Genomic DNA, 22,354 nt, shown 5'->3' on the forward strand with positions numbered 1-22,354 from the left:
TTTGAGAACTGAGACGGCAATTCCCACACTTCTGGACGCCGTAGGGCACGGTTATCGTTGACCAAAGGTTAGTGAACGCCCGACCCTGAGCCGGTAGATTGCAATTACGTTTTGAAGAGGCGCACTTTGCGCAGCGGGGGACCCATCACGAGAGCGAACTTGTTGGCGACGACCGCGATGGTCGTGGCCCTGCCTTTCGTTTCGCCTCACCTCGCCATTGCTCAGGTCACCCCGGATGGGCGCACCGCCACGTCGATCACCCGCAACGGCGCGACGGCGAACGTGCGAACGGGCACCATCGCCAACAACCACGGCGTCAACTCGTTCTCATCCTTCAACGTGCGGCAGGGCGCGACGGTCAACCTCCACGCTCCGAATGGCACGCGCGGGACGATCAACATCGTCAACGGCAGTCAGGCCCAGATTCATGGCATGGTCCGTGGGATGCAGAATGGTTCGGTCGGGGGCGACGTCTACATCGCCGCGCCGAACGGCGTCGTCGTCGGCCCCACGGGCACGATCCGGGCCGGGTCCATCGGGCTTTCCACGCCATCCCAATCCGTCGTGAACAACCTGTTCGGGACCGGGGGTTCGGTGAACCCGCAGGGCATCGGCCAGATCATCGACGGCACCGTGCCGCTCGGCCCCGGAAACATCGCGGTGAACGGGGCGCTGACGGCGGATCAGCGCGTCCGGCTTCGCGCGGGCGGACAGGTCAACGTCGGCGGCTCAATCACCGCTGGCCAGACGGTCGACATCTACGGTCAGACCGGCGTCACCTTTTCCGGCACGGCCACCGTGCGCGCGCAGGACGGGAATACGGGCGGCACGGTCAGGGTCCGCTCGGCCGGTGACATCGTCCTTGAACGCGGTGCGAAAATCCTGAGCCAATCCACCGGCTCGGCGGCGGCCGGGACGATCGACATTTATGCCGAAGGGTCGGCGTTGCTGGCACAAGGCGCCGTCATCTCGGCCGCCGCACTGGGAAGCGGCACCGGTGGCTTCGTCGAGTTCTCCGCCACCAATACGGTCGAGGCGCTCGGCGACCTCGAGGCGTTTTCGGCCCAAGGTGTCGGCGGCAAGATCCTGATCGACCCGCAGCACGCCGTATTGACCGGGACCGCCACGAACGGTGCCGATTTCGAGGTCATCGCGACCGAAACCATCACCCTGTCGGCAGGGGAAACCATCTCGACCATCTCCGGCAGCGGCCCGGCTGGTGACGTGACGCTAACCGCGCCACAAATCACGCTTGAGCAGGGCAGCCGGATCATCGCGACGGACGGGGTTCACCCCGGCGGGCGTATCCACATCGAGGCGCGTCTGGACGACCGCCTGACGGACCAGACGACCGCGCCGGGCGACGTCGCCCAGAACGCGCTTCCAGTCGGTATTACCCGCGTTTCCATGACCGGAGCGATCCTGAAGGGTGACGTGGTCCATGTCTCGGCCACGACGTTCAAGGACAACAAGGTCGATGTAGAAGCCGCGACCGACGCCTACCTTTCGTCCCTTGCTGGGCCGCTCGCGGATTTCGAAGCGGTGCAAGCCGTGCTCGACGTCGCGAACGGGATTGCGAGCGGCGCGCAGGCGGAACTCGACAAGATCGACATCGAAAACCTGCCGATGTTCCTCGACGCGCACGCGATCATCGAGATGGACGGCAGTTACATCTTCGCCGACACCGATGCCATTGTCGTGTCCCGCGCCACCACGCATTTCGAGATCGCGCCCGAGAACCAGAACCTCGCGCTCTCCATCGCCGTGTCCAACACGGTCGCGCGCACCACCCTGCACAACACGGCCATCGACGCCGGAAACTCGATCGAAGTGCATTCCGTGGTCAGCGAAGAGCAGACGCTCGTGGCCAAGTCGGGGGTCGAGGATCCCGACGTCGATCCCACCGCCTTCAATCTCGCGGTCGCCGCCTCGCTGCGCCGGTCGCGGGCCGAAACCATCGTGAATGGTGTGCGTCCGGTCATCGGTTTCGACCCATTCGCGAGCACAAATCCGGACACGTCGATCTACATTCCGTGGAATCCGAACGTCGATCAGGGTGAATACGCCATCCTGACCACCGGCGGCACCATCGACATCGCCGCGCTCACCACCCGCGACATCCTGATGACCTCGGATGCGGTCGTGAGCGACGCGGCCAAAGGCGTGGCGCTTGCCATTTCGCTCGAAAACAGCCTGACCGAGACCTATCTGGGCGGTGCCATCGCTGCCCAGTCGGGCCAGATCGACATTCGTGCGGAAACCACCGTCGAACGGTTCGCAAGCCGCGCCCGCGTGTCGGGCGGGTCGGAGACGGTCGAAAACATCGATCCGGACCGGGACGATCAGGCGGTCGACCCGGACGATCAGGAAGCCCTGTCGCCGGACGTCTCTGCGCTCGTCCTTGGCAACTTCACCCTGACGGATGCCGTCAACACCGCGCTGTCCGCCAAGATGGACGACGGATCCGCTGGCGGCAGCAGCGGCGGGTCGGGCGACAGCGACGAGAACCGCTTCGCGCTCGCCGGTTCGATCATCGTTCATTCGACGCGTTCGGTGGCCGAGGCCGGGGGCGACCACGAATACGAAGCGCCCGACGGGTCCACGGCATCGCTCATCGCGCCCCTGATCGAAACCACACCGGATGGCTCCTACGGGCGACCGGGTGGCCAGTTCTACGCCGACGGGTCCAAGATCAACCTCGACGACAACCCGATGGTCGCGATCACGGCCCGAAACACGTTACAGGACGTGCGGGTGGAGACGCTGACGCAGGTCGGGTCGGTCCCCCAGCCCGACCCCGAGGATGACGGTGATCTGACCGGGCAGACCGAGGAAGAGCTTGCGACCAGTGGCGAGCAGGTCCTGCTCGTCTCGGTCGGGATCACCCAGTGGGGTCTTGGGGCGACCGCCAACATCGACGGTGACGCCGACGGCGACTGGTCGGCCCGCATCCGCAGCCCTTCGGACGCGGGCGTCATCGCCGAGAACATTTTGGCCGAGACCGAAGGCCGTGACGAGGTCGGCGACTGGTGGGGCGAATACCGCAATGCTTTGGAGCAGACGGAAAGCGACGATCCCAGCGATGTCGTGCCGGAGGACGAGGTCGGCGAAGGTGCCGATCCCGATGACGAAACGTCGACCACAGAACCGGGCTGGAAGGGTCCGGGCACGCCCAAGGGCCCACGCCCGAACCGGCCGGGGCGACCGGGTGCGGTCGGCAATTTCGCGGATGGCGACAGCTACGGTGTCACCGGCCTGAAGCCCGGCGATCCGAGCATTCCCGACGACACCACCGATCCCGATGCGCCCGAAGATGCCGACGATCCGGTGGCGCAGACGCCCACGGACACGCGTATGTTCGTGGCCGAGACGACGGGGCGCGGCACCGAGGTGGGTGCGGGGATCAACATCCTGTCGACCAACTTCGAACTCGACGCCGATGCCACGGTCGGGGACGTCTGGGTCGAGCGTGAGACCTATTTCCGTTCCAACGACCGGGACAACGAAGACCTGAACGCCCGCGCCTTCGCGATCGCGCGCAATGCGGGTGACATCATCGCAAGCGCCGGGTCGCCCGGCAATTCGACCGGCGGGGAAAAGGGCGGTTACGGTGGCGCGCTGTCCCTGATGGACGTGAACGCCTCGGCCCGGTCCGTTCTCAGCCCGAATGCGACATTCTCGCTCGAAGCGACTGAACAGCGCGCCGAGCAGGATCTGCTGATCGTCAACACCGCGCGGGCGCAGGCACAGAACGACGACGGAGGGACGGGGTTCAACATCGCCGTCGCGATCACGAACTATCAGGCCAACACGCTCGTTCGGAACGACGCGGACGGGATCGAAGGCGGGGGCGACGACGGCGTTGTCATCCGGGCCGACGACAAGACCTCGGTGGTCACGCTCGCCGGGTCCGGCAGTCTCGATGCCGAGAAAGGGTTCGCGATCGGGGTCGCGGTGAACCTGACCGATCGCAATACGCGCGCGATCATCACCACGCCCGACGTCAATGTCGAAAAGGACATCGAAATCGCCGCAACCACCACCGGTTCGGTTCTGGCGGCGGGCACGGCATCGGCCCTAGACGCGCTCCCCGACGATGAGGAAACCCCCGACGACCCGGATACGCCCGAGGATGAAAGCGAAGCCGAGATTCCTCCGTCCGACAAGGATGAGGCGCCGGTCGATCTGTCCTCGGACCTGTTCGGTGACAAAGCCGATGCGGTTGCCGAGGCGATGGGCGAAGGCGACGACGGTTCGGCACCCGATCCCGGCGGCAGCGGTGACAGCGGCGGGGAGGGCACCAAGACCTTCTCGTTCGCGGGTGACTTCGCGGCGACGTTCGGGACGGTCGCGACCGAAGTTCTGATCGAAGGGGCCGAAATAGGCTCTGAATTCGAGCAGGAGATCACCGTAACGGCGCTGACCGACGTGGAATACGGTCAGGCCAGCTCGGTCACCGCGTCTGCCGTCGACGGTGTCGGCATCGCGGGAAGCTTCGGGCTTTCCCTGATCGACCACACGACCTCGGTCATCGTGCGCGACAGCATGATCTTCGTCTATGAAGACGAGGCGGACGCTGGCGACGGGCTGACCAGCATCACGGCCATCGACCAAAGCGTCTTCGACACGCTGGTCACGGGGCGCGCCGCGCATAGCGAGGACGCGTGGGGCGTAGCGATCAGCGCCAGCTTCAACCAGTTCAAGTCCGCCGCGTCGGTGGACATCGAAGACACCAAGATCACCAACGGCCGCTTCTTCGACTTTTCCTTCGACGAGGGTGAAGGCGGTTTTGAAGGCGAAGGCGATTTTGAAGGTGAAGGCGGGTTCGAGGGCGAGGAAGGCTTCGAGGGCGAAGGCGAGGGCGACTACACCTGCGTCGATGAAATCTGTTCCGACAACACCGTTGGCCGCGAGGTCCTGATCCATGCCGAGGCTCTGCCGGTTTCGACCGTCACCGTCTTTGCTGCGCGTGACGCGGTGGGTGCCGAGAATTCCGGCGATCAGCAGATGGACAAGCTGTCCGAACAGATGGAGGACGCGGCGAAGCAAGCCGAAGAGCCGTCCGAGACTGCGCCGGACCCGGGCGACACAGGATCGGGCGACACCGGTGGCGGCGACGCGCCGGACGAAAAGGGCAAGGGTCGCAAGGGCGTGTCGATTTCGATTGCGCCCTCGGTCGTGCACGCCACCGCTTCGGTCAACATCACCGATACGCTCATCGTCGCGGACCGTGACGTGCCCGGCGTCGTCGCTGGCAGCAAGGGTGAAATCGACATCCTGTCGAAGGCGGTCACGACGTCGAACGTAGACGCAAGCGCGGGCACGGTCGGCCTGAGCTTCGCGCTGACCGATACGCAGTCGGTGGTCTGGATTCAGAACTCCGAACTGCTCGCACCCGGAAACGGCTCGGTTTCCGTCCGCTCCGTCGTTGGCGAAGTGCAGGAAGTGTCGGCGCGCGTCGAAAGCGACAGCAGGGTCAAGGTCGCGGGCATCCTGTCGCTGCGTGACGCGCTGAACCGGGTCATCATCGACGGCGGCACGAACACCGGTTCGGTCATTTCCGGCGGGACAGGCGTGACCATCAGCGCGACGACCACGCATGACTTCGGTTTCACGGCCCATGCCGCGGACAGCACGTCATTGGTGTTCGCAGGCGCCGGGATCGTCTCACTCGGTGACGCCGATACAGCCGTTTACATGGGCGGTCAGGCCAGCAGCGGCGGGACGCTTGGCATCTCCGCCAGCGATACGACGACCCGGTATGAGGCCGAGGCGATCGTCACCACCGGCTCTCTCACCGACGAGGAACTGGACGAGGAGATCGAAGAGGGTGGGGGGCCGGACAAGCCCAAGACCCCCTTCGGCAAGAGGGACAAGGCCGAAACGCCCGAGGACGCGGGCGGTGCCGATGCGGCGGGCGGAAACCTGACCGACGCGCTCGCCAACATCGCGGATGCGCAAACCGAAAAGGCCGAAGACACCGCCGAGGAACAGACCGGCACCGGCGACCAGGACGACGACGAGAAGAAGGCAGGGAACGCCCTGTCCTTCGCCATCGCCGTGAACGCAGACCGGACCGACACGACCGTGACCGCCCTGATCGGTGGAACGGTCACGGGCGACCAGATCGCGGGTGACCTCGACCTGTCCGATGCGTCGGTGGCGGGGTCGACCGTCACGCTCGCCGCCAGTCAGGATCTGTCTCACTACCGCAAGGTGTCGGCCACCAAGGCAGGTTCGCTCGATGACAAGGTCGGGTTCGTCGGCACCTTTTCATACGGGTTCATCGGGTCGGCCGTCACCGCGCGGGTGGAACCGACGATCGGCGCCCTGACCGCCTCCGACCTGACCGTGCGCGCGACCAATTCACTTCCCACCAACTCGCTGGGCGACATTCAGAACCCGCTGAATGACACCACGCTCGGGCTCAAGACCATCGACGACAGCGAGGCGTTGCTTGCCGGTGACCTCCTCCCCGATCCGGCGCTGGAGATGGATCAGGAGAACTGGAACATCCTCAACCGGACCGAGGGTCAGGCCGGTATCGGGTTCGCGGTCGACATCGGCATTCACACCGCCAAGCTCGACACGGTCGCCGAGATCGCGGACGACGCCAAGCTGGGGTCGGGTGCCGCCGTGACGCTGGAGGCCGAGAACGAAGGCGGGCTGATCGCCCTGCGTGACATTCCGGTCGAAGAAAGCGTTGCGCCCGAAAAGCAGGAGGATGTGGATCCGCCATCGCCCGTCCCGGTCGACGGGCTGACCGACGATATCCCCGGCGATGATGTATCGAAGGAAGAGCGTGATGATGCGCGCGAGGATGAAGAGCGGACCATGGGCACCGTCGGGATCGGTGGCGCGGTGCAGTATCTGCGCCTCGATGCGAATGCCACGGCTCGTTTCGGCGTTCTTTCCAATAACGGCGCGGTCAACCTCGCCAGTATCGACGCCTCGGCCACGAACGACATGCAGGGCATGGTCGTCACCAAGTCGTTCGGGGCGGCGGAAACGGTGGCGTTCAACGGTGGCTTCTCGATCATCGATTATCGCGGCGACGCCCGCGCCATCGTGGACGACCGCAATCCGCTGGTCGTCGGCAATTTCACGATGCTCAACGCCGAAGACACCGCGCGGCTGCTCGCCTTCGGTGGCGCCGGGTCGCAGGCCGGAAAGGTCGCAGTTGGCTTGGGCGCCGGGATCATCTTTGCCGACCGTTCCGCCATTGCCGCCGTCACATCCTCCAAGACCGAAGACATCCTCGCCACGCTCAAAGGAAGCGGGGGTGCGCCGGAACTGACGCTCGGCGACCTGAGCATCACCACCGTGACGGGCGGATATTCGGTCGCGGGTGCCAGCGCCGGGGCGGAAGGGATCGAGGACGAGAACGAGGCCGAGCCGACACCGGACGATCCCGACACGCCCGAGGACGAAAGCGAAGACGGCAAGAAGCGCGGCAAGATCGACCTGCCGGATCAATTGACCGCCGACCGGCAGGAAGAGAATGAAGAGGGGCTGGGCGAACAGACCACGTCGGATGAGACCGGACAGGATCAGGTTTCCGACAAGGCATTCGGATTCGCGCTCGCTGCGGATTTCGGCGGGGTATTCGGCACGAACACCGCCGTTTCCACGCTTGCCACCAATTCCACCGTCATGACCGACAGCATCGCCCTGTCTGCCGAGAACACGGCGGACGCGTTGATCGGAACGGGGGCCGTGGTCGGAACGGCAGGAAACATCGGGCTCGCCGGTGCCGTCTCGATCACCGATGTGAAGACCGAGGTTCACGCGCTTATCGCCAGCGGCTCCCACACCGTGAACGGCGGCGACGTGTCGATCGTCGCGAAGGATGCGGGCGATCTGCTGGCCGCCTCGGCCGGGCGCGGTGGCGCTGGCAGCACCTTCTCGCTCGTCGGGTCGGGCACGCTGCATCTTGGCCGTTCCGTCGTCGAAGCGCAGGTGAGTTTCGCCGAGATAAACGAGGGCGGCGACGTGACGCTCGAAGCCGAGCTGACCGGCGCGACCGTGGCGGTCGCCGGATCGCTGGCCCGTGAAGTCGCCGAAGAGGCGCGGGAGGAGCAGCTCGGCGACGACAACGACGAGACGGCGCAGGATTACATCGATGATGTGAACCCGCTGGCGGATGACACGCCGATCCCGGACGAAGGGGAAGGCGATGCAGGTGCGGGCGCGGGTGATGATCCGCAGGAAGAAGAGAATTCCGACAGCATCGGCGTGGGGATCACCTATGCCCAGAATACGCGCGTCGAAACCGTGCGGGCCGAGGTCTACCAGACGAATGTCGAGGCAAACTCGCTTGAACTCGACGCCAAGAACGCGCGCCAGATCGACGGGGTTGCGGCGGCGACCGGGGATGATCCCAAAATCGGGATCAGCGCATCGGTGGTGGTCAACGTCCTGACCCAAACCACCGAAGCCCGTATCGCGGGGTCCGGCGCGACACCGATGCAACTCGACATTGCCGAGTCCGTCGATCTGCTGGCCGAGAATACCTCGGATGCCGGGATCACGGTCGGGTTCTCGGGCGCGGGCAGCGCCTTTGCGCTGGGCATCACGGGCGGCGCGCAGGTGGACCGCCGCACCACGACCGCCGCGGTCGAGTATGTCACCGGCGACGTCGACGGCATCCGCTCCCGCGCACGGCACACCGGGGTGGCGGACATCGCGCTGACATCCGGTCTCGCGTCCAACAACGAGGGGGACGAGGACGGCGGGTTCGCCGTGAACATTCCGATCTCGATTCTGACGACGAACTGGGAAACCCGCGCGGTCATCGACAACACCAACCTGAACAGCAGCGGCGGGGTCGAGGTCGACGCGCTTGAAGACGCCGAGGTCAAGAACCGACAGGGCGCCGTCACCGCCTCCGGCAATATCGCGGGGTCGGTCGGGGTCGCGCTGACGAATTACAATGCCGATACGGTCGCCGAAATCACCGACAGCAACCTGTCGGGGGTGAACGTGGTCGCCCAAGCCACGACGCAAAGCCTGTTGCGGGCGGTCGCGGTGCGTGACGGCGAAACCAAGTATGGCATCGACGTCATCACCGCGATCCTCAAAGGCAACGGCGAAACGCGCGCCCAGATCGACGACAGCGCCGTAACCGCGAGCAAGATCGTCATCACCGCGCTGGACGAAACCCGCCACGACGTGTTCGCCAACGGCTATTCCGAGAATTCGGGGGCCGGGGCATCGGGCGGTGTCGGCGTCGACATCTACAAGCGTGACCTCATCGCGCGGCTCTCGGACGGGTCCGCGACCACAACGGCCAATATCGAGCTCGAAGCCCGGTCCGGGATCAAGGCGACCAACGTGATCCTCGGCCACAACGGCGGCGGCACCGACCTGTTTGACGAGTCGAGCAGCATCACGGGGCTCGCCAATATCGCCTGGACCACCGACGCGCGGGACGTGATCGCCGAGATCTCTCGGGTCACCGTCGATGCAGGCGGTTCGGTCCTGATCGATGCGAGACGTGATGACACGTTCCTTGCGATCGAAGCGGGTGCGAACCGCTCGTCCAAGGGCGTGGGCATCGGCGCGGGCATCCTCAAGTTCCACGGTCTGACGTCTGCCCGCATCGTCGGCAACCGCAGCCTGACGGTCGATGGTGACGTGATCCTGACGGCCGAGAACCTGACCGAAGTGCTTCAGGTCGGGATCGGTGTGACGATCAGCGGGGGTTTCGCGGCGGTCGGGTCGTTCGGCTATGTCGATTTCGGCCAACGCTCCGACGATCTGGGTCAGGTCGACGGCGATCCGCGCGGCGTACTTCTGCGCGATCTGGTGGAAGACGCGCTGAACGAAGGCGCGGACTTCGTCGAGGAGAATACGACCCTAACGCTGCCCGAATTCAACCTGACCCGTGAAAGCCTGATCGAAGCCCGGTTCGATATCGACACGGCCAGCGTGAATATCGACGGCAACCTCGAACTGAATGCCATCGACGGGCGCGAGGCCGATGTGATCTCGGGTCAGGTCACCGCGGCGCTGGACATCAGCCTCGCCGATTTCATCCTCGATATGTGGACGGTCGAACGCGACCCCGACACCGGGAAATTTCGCGTCGCCAAACGCCCGGATGCGCCCAAGTCCGAGGCGAGCGCGAACGAGGAACAAGAGAAAGAGGTCGACCCCGGCGAAGACAGCGAAGGCGCCAACAGCTTCGATCAGGCCGACAGCGCGAATGCGGACGGTCAGTCGAACGAGGGGAGCGGCGACAGCGGCGGGGGCGAGGACAACAGCCCGATCAGCTTCGGCCTTGGCGTGTCGTGGGTGCGCGTCGGGGGCGAGGTTGACGCGGTCATCGACCTGAGAAACGCGGGCGCCTTCAGCGTCGCGCAGGACATCGAACTGACCGCGAGATCCGAGACCAAGGTGATGACCGCCTCCGCAGGTGCCTCGGTCCTCGGCAACGCGCTGGGCGCGGGTGGGGCGATCACGCGGCAGGTGCAGTTCGTTCGCGCCCGTGTGGTCGGCAACGGTCAGCTCAACACGGGCGGGATCGGGCTGACGGCCACATCCGACAACAGCATGTGGTCGATGGCCGGTGTCCTGTCCATCGGTGAGGATCTTGGCTTCGGTGCGACGCTCGCCCTCAACGAAATGCTCGCCCGGACGCAGACCCGCATCAGCGACGATGCGAGTATCTTCACCTCGGCAGGCGACGTCAGGCTGGCGGCGCGTGACGATACGCGGGTCGTCTCAATGGGTGTCGCAGGTGTGGGGTCCGTCAACTCCACCGGCATCAGTGCGGCGAACGGAGTCATTTTCAATCGTTCCGCGGTCGATGCGTTGATCGACGGCGGCGCGACCGTCGTGTCGGCCGCCAACGTCAGCGCCGAGGCGATCCGCAGTCAGGAGCTTGCGGGACTTGCCTATCAGGTCGTCATCGCGTCGTCGGTCGGTGCGGGTGGCGCCCTGGGTCTTGCCGTCGACAAGGGGTTCACGACTGCCAAGATCGAAGATGCGACGGTGCGCGCGGCGGACGACGCAATCGTGCGGGCGCAGAACAACACCAAGGTCGTCTCGTCTGGGATGGGTGGTGGATACGGCGGGTCGGCTGGCGTCACCGGCTCGATCTCGATCACGATTAAGAACGATACGACCTCGGCACTGATTGCGGATGCGCAGGTGCAGGCGGGCGACGTGCTTGTCGAGGCGTTGAACGGCGGTCGGATCGATGCGGTCGGCGGCGGCGACGAAACCTTCTACGGGGCCTTCGACCAGACGACGCTGAATGTCACCGTCGGCAATTCGGCGGCCATCGGCGTTTCAGTCGCCGTGATCGACAGCTCGTCCATCGTCACAGCGGCCATTACCGACGGCAGCCTCGTCATCGCCGAGAACAGCGCATCGGACGATGGGGTCGTCGGCACGCATCGCAGCGAAGGCGGCGATATCTGGCTCGACCGGCAGACACAGACCTATCACGGCGTCGCGGTGGTCGCGGACAACTCGACCGAGTTCAACACTCTGGCCATGACAGGCTCCGCCTCGGCCGGCGTGTCCGTGTCCGCTCAGGTTCCGATCCTGTTCGTGGCCGACAGCGTGGTGGCCCAGATCGCGGGTGGTGCCGATGTGACCAGCGCGAGCGAAGTCGACGTGTTCGCGGGCAACGCGACCAAGATCAAATCGATTTCGGTCACCGCCTCGTTCGGCACGACGGCCGGGATCGGCGCGCATAACGAGTTCTTCAAGATCGAAAAGGAAACCCGGGCCGGGATCGAACAGGCCGATGTTTTCGCCGGTCGCGACGTGACGGTCGAAGCCGTGACCCCCGAGAGCCTGTCCCATTTCGCCGTGTCGGGTGCGGTCGGCATCTACGCCGGTGTCGCCGGGGTCAATCAGGTGGGCATCACCAAGTCGCGCACGATTGCCTATATGGCCGATGCAGCGGTCGAATCCGGGCGCGATACGTCGATCATCGCCACCGCGCCGCGCCAGTCGCGTATGACCGCCGGGTCGGGCGGGGGCGGTTTCGTCGGTGTCGGCGCTTCCATCGTCATTCTCGACGCGCAGGACGAAGTCGTCGCCGAAACCACGTCGGGCCGCAGCGCGAATGACGGCTATGTCGAGCTGACCGTCGGGCGCGATCTTCTCGTCCACGCCGACGCCCGGACCGATCCGTCCGAGAAGGTGCCGTTCGTCAACGGCCAGAACGGCGAAGGCGGTTACAGCGTCAATCAGGTCGTGGTCGGCACCGGCGGCGGATTGGTCGGGATCGCGGGGGCCGGGCTTTACACGTCCGCCAAACAGTCGGTGACCGCGCGGACCGGCGACTACACGCGTGTCGATGGCCCGGACCTCAACGACGTGACCGTCGAAGCGCATCAGAGTTACGGGCAGGACGTTTTCGTTCTGACCGCTGCCGGGGGCGCGATTTCGGTCGGTGCGGCAGGCGTCATCACCTCCATGCGCAACGCCGTCCTTGCCGAAATCGGTACGGGCGTCATCCTAAAGGCGACGGGCGACGTCACCGTGAATGCCTATGGCGAGCGTGACTTCACCGGAGCGGTCGTCGCGGGTGGCGGCGGTGCCATTTCCGCGCAGGGGTCCGGCATCCTGCTGACCTACGGCAAACGCGTGCGCATCGACGACCCGGACGAGGAAGTGCCGGATTGGCAGGAGCAGATCGACGACGCAGACGACAGCCTGCAAGACGACAGCTTCACCAACACGGACGATCCCGTGAAAGCGGGCGAAAATCCGCCCGACGAGACCTACAACGTCGCCCAAGGCGCGAACCCGAACGGGCCGCAGGACGGCAACGAGAACCTTCTGGCAGCGATGCTGGGCAAGGTCACCACGGGCCGCCGGTCGATCAATCTCGAGAACAGCTTCAACGGTGCCGATGTCGACACGATCGAAACGCGGATCGGCACGAACGTCACGATCGAAGCGGCGAATGTCGACATCGGCTCGGAAGAGGGCGGGCGGCTCGACATCCTTGCGGGCGGTGCATCGGGTGGTGCGATTTCGGCAACCCATGGCGTCGCAATCGTCCGTCGCGGCACGACGGTCGTCACGAACCTTGGCGCCAATGTCGCAATCGACGCGCGCGGGGGTGATGTCCGCGTCGGGGCGCTGGCGGATGTGGATGACGGCACGCCCGAGGCGATTGCCGGGTCGGGCGGCGCCATCGCCTCGTCGATGGGTATCGTCGATATGCGTGTCGGCCGTGCCGTCAGCGTCAACATCGGCAGCAACGCGGATATTCTGGCCGACACGCTGACCATCGAGGCTGAGGAAACGAGCGTCACGCAGGCCAAGGTGTCCGCCGGTGTCGGAGGTGCCATCGGTGTCGGCGTCGCGATCGCTGGCGCGAAACGGGAAAGCCAGGTCGGCGTCAACTTCAGCCGCACGGGCGCAGCGCCACAGCTCGAAGCCGAGACCATCGTGATCGAAGCGCGCCGGTTCGGCGAAACCGATGCGAAGGTGCACCTCATCACCTCGGGCGCCATCGGTGTCGGCGGCACGTCGGCGACGGCCAAGGACAGTTCGGTCGTCAATGTCGACCTGAGCAACGTCCGCATCAACGGCGGCGATCTGACGGTTCGTGCGATCAACTCCGGCGATGTAATGGCGAGTGCGTTCGGCCTTGTCGGTGGGGCCGGAACCACCGGGTTGAACAACGCCGTCGCGCGGCGCGAATCCCAGACGTCGATCTTCGGGCAGGCCATCGACCTCGAAGTCCGCAACGTCACGGTTCTGGCGACCGACAACGTTCCGGGCGCGGCGAATGCGACGGTGTCGGCGGATGCAACCTCTACCACCATCGCCGGGGGCAGCCTGAACGGGTCGAACACGCTGGCCCGCAATGAAAGCGCGGTGACGGCCGATCTCAGGTTCTCGCAGTTCAAGGTCGGTGGCGATGCGTGGCTCGAAGCGCGCAACGAGGCGGACCTCGAATACCTGTCCAAGGGCGTCACGGCGAGCCTCGTTGGTCTCGGCGCATCGCTCGCCCGCGGCATCGACTACAGTTCGTCCACCCTCGACGTCTTTTTCGTGACCGAAGCGTCGGTCGCGGGCACCTTCACCGCGCGTTCCGGGGGCGACGGTTACCTGTTCGGCAATTCGGTTTCCGGTCGCGGCGGGATCGTGTCGATCTATGCCTCCGAGAACCGCCTGACGATGGACCTGACGACAGAGTTGCGGCTGGACGGTGCGGCACTGAACGCGACCGACATCGACATCGCGACGAACCGCGAGATCGAGTTCGAGAGCAATTCGGACAGCATCGAAGTCGCGCTTGTCGGCTACGGCGCCACGCGCCAGATCAACGAGGTTCAAAGCGACAGCCAGTTGAATATCGGGCTCGACCTGAGCGCCAAGACCATCGACATCGCTTCGGTCAACGACATCACGAAACGCGCCATCGATTTCAACGGCGTGACCGGCAGCTTCGGTGGCGTGAACCGCGCGGCATTGGTGTCGCGCACCGAGGTCGAGAGCGATGCGCTTATCAACATCGGGCCGGGCGTTACGATCACGCAGCTTTCGACAACGGCCAATCCGGTGAACGATACCGGCTACGTCAATATCGCGATGCGCACGAACTATGACCTCACCGACCGTCTGACGGGGGACATGGGCGGGGCCGTGCCGCTGCCCAAGCTGGTGTCCAATGTGATCGTGGGTGCGCATGAAGATCCGAACGTCTGGTCGTCGGGCAATATCCGCATGACGGGCGCGACCATCCGGGCGAACGGCGACGTGAACATAACGGCGCGCGCGGATGCCGAAATGGTGTCGGAATCCTATATCCGCACCTATGGGTTCGCGGGCGCGGGTGAATCCGAAGCCCACACGATCCTCAGGCATTCGAGCCTGATCGACCTTGCCTCGGGCGAGATCGAAAGCCGCCGGGGAAGCATTTCGATCCTCGCAGGCGCCGATGCCTCGGGCGTGCAGGAACAGTACCAGCATGCCGAAACGCGGGTTCACAACCGCACGGCGATACCGCTCAGTTCCGACCCGGATGCGCTGGCGGAGTTGCGCAACAAAGCCTTCATCGACGTCGGCTCGGGCATGTCGCTGGTCGCGGCGGGCGACGTGAATCTCGAAACGGGCGACGGGATCACCGACCCCTACGCCTACGGATATGCCATCGACGCCTATTCCGAAGCGGCGGAGGCCGTCGGCAATTTCTTCGGGGGTCTGATCGGCGCCGATGAGGTCTCGCTCGCGCGGGAAAGCGGAACATATCGCTCGGTCGCGCAAACCGGTGTGACCGTGGACGGATCGATCGAGGCGGGCGCCTACGCGGCCAAGCGGATCAACATCGCTTTCGCCGGATCAGGGTCGCATCCGGCGGTCAACGACGCTGGCGATCTGGTCATCACGACAGAAGGCGACATCTCCTACGCCTTGGAGTTCGATCGCAACATCGGTGAAAAGATTCTGAGTTTCATCGACGAGCTGGAAGAGCTGCGCGACGAATACGACGTGAATTCGTCGGTCTATGACACGCTGACGACCCAGATCGAAGCCCTCCAAGCGCGTTACAATTTCCTGAACTCGAACGGTATCGGCCAGCTTTCGACCGACTTCCTCTATATCACGGACGAGTCGGCCCAAGGCGGGAACGTGAACGTATCTGGCGACTTCTTCCTCGGGTCCGGTGACATCACGGCGAACGGTGATGCGTTGATCGAGGTCATCAACAGCTCGTCGCTTTCCGTCGAGGTTTCCGGCCTCGTCATTCCCTTCGAGGACTATGGCGAGGTCCGCTACAACGGTGTGTCCGTCGATACCATCGGCGATCTGATCTCGCTTGGCGCGAATTACGATCCGACGGCAACCGGGGTGGGCGAAGTGCCTGCCTTCGACCTGACGGCGAACCACACCGACGTCACGCCGCCGAACATCATCATCCGCAACCTCTATACCGCGTCGAACAACGGGCCGAGCGCGGATGTCTATGTCGTCGGCGATGTCGAGAACCTGAACGGGAACGTCCAGATCTTCACGCAGGACGGTTCCGTCTATGTCTTCGGCGGCGACATAAACGCGCAATCGGTGACGATCGATTCCGGCGGCGACTTCTTCCTCGCACCCTCCGATCCGACGACCCACATCACCGGCGATCCGCGTGGTCTTTACGAGAACGAATTCGCCGCGATCGAACTCTACTGGGATCGGGTCTATTCGAGGATGAACAACGATCCCGACCTGTCGCTCGCGTCGGCGCGGTCGGCGGTCAATTCAATCTATGGGCCCCAGCCGTCCGAAGTTCTGCCGGATCGTGCAGCGGGCGGCTCGGTCACCGCTGTCGGCAACATCTTCATCTATGCCGATGTCCTGAACATCAACGGCCGCATTCAATCCGGTGTGACAGACTGGGATCTCACGATCAGCTCGGCCATCGACGCCTATCTCGACACCCGCGGGGGCAGCACGATCATTCCGCTCTATGCGCCGCTTCGTGGTGAGCCGGTCGGCAGCGACGCGGATCAGACGAACGTCGACGTGATCGGCGGAATCGGAAACAACCCGCCCTCGTCCCTCCCCGGCGATCCCTATATGACCGGCAACGTTTCGGTGAACTACAACCCGATCACGGATCAACTCGAAGTCGCGCCGATCCGCACCAAAGGCGGGTTCATCGAGATTTCCGGCAAGATCGTATCGACCGGCGATGGCGAAATCATCGCGGCGAACGGGTATGGCACGCTCGACGTCGTCAGCAATTCCTCCCGCGACCTCGTGTTCTCTCATATCGACCTTGGCCCGGACGAAGGTGTCGAGGGCGTCATCCGTATCATCGACAAGAACAAGATCGCCGAGAACACGATCTTCATCGGTGGGCAGCCCGTTTACCTGACGACCGAGTATCGGCTGTCCGAAGGGTATTCGACCATCGAGATTGACCTGAGCCACGGGACCGACCCGGCCCCGACGACGCAGGCGTTCTACAACCCCGTCGATGACATGGCCCTTTACTACACGACCGCCTACGACCGCACGGTTGAGCAGCGGCGGGTGCATACGGAAATCACATACACCTGCATCAGCTTCATCGGATGCGGCCACAAAGAGAACGACGATCTCGGCGTCGCGCTGGTCGGCGCGCCGCAACTGGTGAACCTGCCGAACAAACCCGAAGTCGGCTATATCGAGGTCGCGAATGAGAACCTCGACTTCTTCAACCCGCTTACCCAGACCTACCCGAACGCTTACGATTTTCAGGAACGCCGCCAGATCCTGAACTATCAGGAGGATTTCGTCAGCCAGACGACGACGCCGGACGGTATTTTCGATCTGATCTACGACAAGGATGTCGTCACCACGACGACGGACGTGAGCTTTACGGAACGGCGCACCTATACGCACCGGCTGAAAGCCGACGAACCGATCAGGATCGACTTCTTCGGCGACGGATATCGCGGTGACGTGACGATCGACGCGGCGGGGTCGGTCCTGTTTACCGAGAATGTTCGCGCATCCGGCGTAGGCACGATCGAGGTCGATGCGGGCGGCGACATCCTAACGGTCGGCCCCGACACGTCGATGACCGCGCGCCACGCGATCCTGACCGCCGCTGGCGATATCGGAGGAACCTCGGCCTCAGGGTTCAGCGACCGGTCCTACCGCATCGCCAACCCGATCGAGGGGCGCGAGATTTACGGCCGGCGGACGGGCGCGAACCTCGAGGCCGGGTCGCAGTCCTATCGCAACGAGCTTATCGGGGCGGCGACGAGCGAGAGCGCCTCGCAGGTCGCGCTGTTGAATGGGAGCACGGTCACGCTGGTCGTGAATGCCGAGGGAAGCATCCGGCTGCGCAACGCATCCGGCGGTTACTTCGTCTCGGAGGTCATCAGCGAATACACCGACGAAATCCAGCTCGAGGCTCAGGGCGACATCATCACATCGAACTTCTCGGACGGCCTGATCGACGGTGGTCGGGTGAGCCTGCTGTCGGAAACCGGTCGCATCGGCAAGCCTGAGACCGAGCCGTTCGGCGAGCGCACGATGACCGTCAACGCGCTCGACGAAGTGTACATTCAGGCCTTTGGCGACATTTCTCTTTCGTCCGATGCCACCTTCGAAGTGGAAGAGGTCGCGTCGCAATCCGGCAACGTCAGCCTGATCGCCGGTTCGTCCATTCAGGACGCGGACAATCGCGAAACGGTTGACCGGCGCGCCGAGGCCGCGTTGCTTGGCGCGCTGTGGGACGAGCTTCGCCTGATCGACAACGACTCTCTTCGGACGCCGACCAAGGCGGAAGTCGAAGAACGACTTTCAGGCCTCGTCGATACCGAAACCACGGCCTACCACGAATGGTGGTCGTGGCTCGTCACCTACAACGAAGAAGGCAAGGTCGTCGAAGTTCGCGACTACGACGAAGGGCTGATTCTGGAACTCAGCGAGCAAGAAAAATTGCTCTTCCGCGCGAAGGGCACGAGCAACGAGGCGCTTGAGCAGATCGTTCAGGAACGCACGACCAAGTTCCACGAGGCCGCGCAGAAATTCTTCAATCTCGGGTTCGATCAGGACTACCGCTATGAGCCGACCGAGGCCGAACGGGCGACCGTGACGGCTGCGCTGGAGCAGGAGAAGCTGGACGCCAACCCGATCGTCCAGCGCGAAATCGCGAACCGGACACAGGAGTATCAGGAGTGGTGGTCGCGTCTGGCCCTTTACGACGAGGACACCGGCGAACTCCTAGGGCACGAAGACTACGACGACGGGTTCCAGGCCTATGCCTACGACGACGAGCGCCGGGTCGAGATGATCGCGAGCGGTCTGACCGAGGTGGAGATCGACGCGCTCGAAGCCTCTCAGAACGACTGGTTCCACAAAGCCGCCGAGCGTTTTGCCGGAAAGGACTTCAACAAGAACTACGTCTACGAAATGACCGGGGACGAAGTCAGCGACCTTATTCAGAGCGCGTTCTTCACGACGACCGAGCTTGAGGCCGCTTTCCGTCAGGATCTGATCCTGCCGGTGCTCGACACGCAACTGACCATCGAGGAGCCGAATGTGATCGGCCGCGACGTGACGTTGGTGGCGGGTCTGGATGTCGGCAAGCGCGAGGACCAGATTTTCATCGACGCGGGCGAGCAGATCACGAAACAGCAACGCCTGTGGCTGTTCTCGGCTGCGCGGGCCGACGTGGAGATTCTGCCCGATGGGGTGCGCATCCATCGCAACGAAGATTTCGACATCGAGGCGACCGGCGAAGTGACCGTTCAGGCCGGACGCCACGCCTATGTCGGGTCCGAGATCGACGTCGCCCTAAACGCTTTCGAGGCCAATCAGGATGCGCGGCTTCGCACGTCCGGCGCCATTTCCGCGATCCTTGGCGGCAGCGGGATCGTCGGCACTTCGGTCGTGCTCGAAGCGTCGGGCGGCGGGATCGGGTCGCTTGAAAGCCCGCTGCTTTATGCGCAACGTCCCGGCGGCACTTTCGCGGCACGTGCGGCAGGCGAGATCCACCTGTTCGCACCGTCGACCGATATTTCGATCGAGGAAATCTACTCGCCCGAGCGTGTCTTCCTCGAAGCGAAATCCGGCCGGATTCTCGACGCCGACCCGTCGAGCGTCATCGACATCCTGTCGCGCGGCGTCTGGCTCAAGTCGCTCGGGGCGATGGATCTCGAAGTCGAACTCACGCAGCCGGGCGCGGCGGTGTTCGCCGAATCCGGTGGCGACATGACCCTCGAAGTCGTCGGCGGAGAGATCGCGCTGGAACGTGTGGCGTCGACCAATGGCAACCTGACGTTCTACAACTGGGACGGCGGAGCGACGGTGGTGCACCCGTCCTCCGCCGGATCGCAGGACGGCATGATCGGGTTCTTCGGCAAGACCGGGATCACCGCGTGGATCAACGGCGACATCACCGAAACTTCCGGTCTGTGGAACACCTTCAAGACCGAGGGCACCGTCAACCTGACCAGCCATGGTCAGGCGGGCGACGACACTCGCGCCCTGTCCATCGTGGCCGGAAAGCTCGAACTCAACCTGATGCCGGGCGCGGGCCAGTTGAACGCCAATTTCAACGCTTTGGGCGATCTCACACTGTCCAAGGTCAATGCAGGCAGCGGCGAAGTGATCGTCGGGGCCTCGGGCAACCTTCTGAACGATCTGGATGGCGGTGCCTTCAGCGAACTCGTCCTGCGCACGCTTGGCGAGCCGGGCACGATGTCCGACATCGTGTTCCTGCGGGACTTCACGACGGGGCCCTCGCAGGTGTTCTCGGCCGCGGCTGCCCGCAACATCAACCTCGGGTCCGCCACGCTCGGGTTCTTCGGCGCGACCGAACTGCGTGCCGGGCTTCGCGGTGCCGGTTCCGTTGCCGGGTCGGTGTCGAGCGTGATCGAAGGGGGCGGCAACACCATCCGGGTCGCTGCGGTCGACAACGTGCGGCTGTTCACCGTCGAGCACGAGGGCGTGCTGGACATCGACACGGTGAACGGCGGTGTCCTTCTTGCCGATGTGCAAGCGTCGCATGTCGACGTGACGACGGGCGACACCGGCGACGTCGTCGGTCAGGTCATCGCCCGCGAGGTCACTCTGGACGTGGGCACGGTTGGTCTTGGCGGCACCGGAATGACCCTTGGCGGCGATGCCACGGCCCTGTCGCTGGATGTCGAGGGCGAGGCTTGGATCGCGCCGCTCGGCGACATCGAATTGCGGGTCACCCAATTGACCAGCGGCCCCGGCCCGGTGGTCATCAACGGGTCGTCCGCGCAGGTCCGGCTTGGTGGTGAATCGACGGTGGGCGGCGACCTTTATGTCAGTGCGCATGACATTTACGTGGACAAGTCGATCACCGGCACGGCCGATGGGTCCGCCAGCGCAGGCCAGATCGCGCTCGAAGCCGCGGACGACATCACGATTGCCGATGGAGCGGATATCGACGCCGGGATCGGATACATCGACCTCGAAGCCGGTGACGTTCTGCGGATCGCGGGGCTGACGAGCAGCCAGAGCGGCGTCGCCACCATTGCCTTGCGCGCCAAGACCCTGACCCCCGGCGACGGCATCGTGTCGGCTGCGAACGGCCAACTCATCGTCGACGCCAGCAACGTCGGCACCACCGCCAATCCGTTGCAGTTCGAAGCGGAGCGCGCGCATCTGACCTTCGGTCAGGGCCCGGCCTATCTCCGCTCGCTCGGCCCGGTCGAGGTGCAGGCGCTGAACGGTGTGACGGGCCATTACGACCTCGTGTCCTTGGGCGACATCTATTTCTCGGGGCCGGTGTCCGTGGATCGTGACGCAACCGTCATTGCAACGTCGATCAACGGTGACATCACCGCCGACTCCCGCGCGCCGGTATCGCTGTCCGGCAACGTGTTCCTGACCGCGATCACGGGGACCATTCAGGGTCGCGACGATTCGACGCCGTTCACGCTGAAGCCTTCGTCAGACATCGCGATGCTGAATCTTGCGGCCTTCGGCGAGATCGATGTTCACAGCGAAGACGATGTCGCGATGGACTATGCCGTGTCACAGGAAGGTCCGGTGAGCATTCAGGTCGACGGGGAGCTCGACCTTGCACTCGCTGGCACGCAACAGGGCCTGACCCTGAACGTGGACAGCCTGCGCAATTCGCCGCAGCACGGGTCCGACGACGCCCTTGATACGACCCCGACCAGCGCCGCGCCGGTCCAGAACCCGGAAATCTACCCGCTGTTCAACGTGTTCGGACCTGATGGCGATGGCGGCGACACGGGCGGTGGTGATACCGGCGGCGGCGACACGGGCGGCGGCGATACGGGCGGTGGCGACACAGGCGGCGGCGACACTGGCGGTGGTGATACGGGCGGCGGCGACACAGGCGGCGGTGACACGGGCGGTGGAGACACAGGCGGCGGAGATACGGGCGGCGGTGACACGGGTGGCGGCGACACCGGCGGTGGTGACACCGGTGGTGGTGATACCGGCGGCGGCGATACAGGTGGTGGCGACGCGGGCGGCGGTGATACCGGCGGCGGTGACACGGGCGGTGGAGACACGGGTGGCGGCGATACCGGCGGCGGTGACACGGGTGGCGGTGACACGGGCGGTGGCGACACCGGTGGCGGCGATACGGGTGGCCGCGACACCTCGGATCCGCGCAACCCGGACAACGGCAACGGGTCCAATGGCTCGACCGGCAAAGAGGGTGACGACGGCCAGACCAACGACCCGGACCCGCGCGGCGGAACCGACCCGCGCATTCAGACCAAATCGCAGGGCAATCCGCTGCCGGGGGATTTCACCTTCGGCTCGGATCGGGGCGAAGACGATGACGACGACGAAGAGGAAGAAGAGGACGCAGAAGGCGAAGACGGATCTGATGATGAGAGCGGAGATCAGGAGGAAGCGGCGTAATGCGGCCTTCGGT

General features: G+C 64.6%; 1 protein-coding gene. It reads left to right on the forward strand.

Going from position 1 to position 22,354, the window contains the following annotated elements:
• Nucleotides 1-159 precede the first annotated feature (159 nt).
• Nucleotides 160-22,341 (forward strand): leukotoxin LktA family filamentous adhesin, encoded by a 22,182-nt coding sequence (locus HOY44_RS10965; protein WP_287434696.1) that lies wholly within the window; start codon nt 160-162, stop codon nt 22,339-22,341.
• Nucleotides 22,342-22,354: the final 13 nt, after the last annotated feature.

The organism is Maritimibacter sp. (assembly GCF_016774595.1).
In the GTDB taxonomy this organism is placed as follows: domain Bacteria; phylum Pseudomonadota; class Alphaproteobacteria; order Rhodobacterales; family Rhodobacteraceae; genus Maritimibacter; species Maritimibacter alkaliphilus.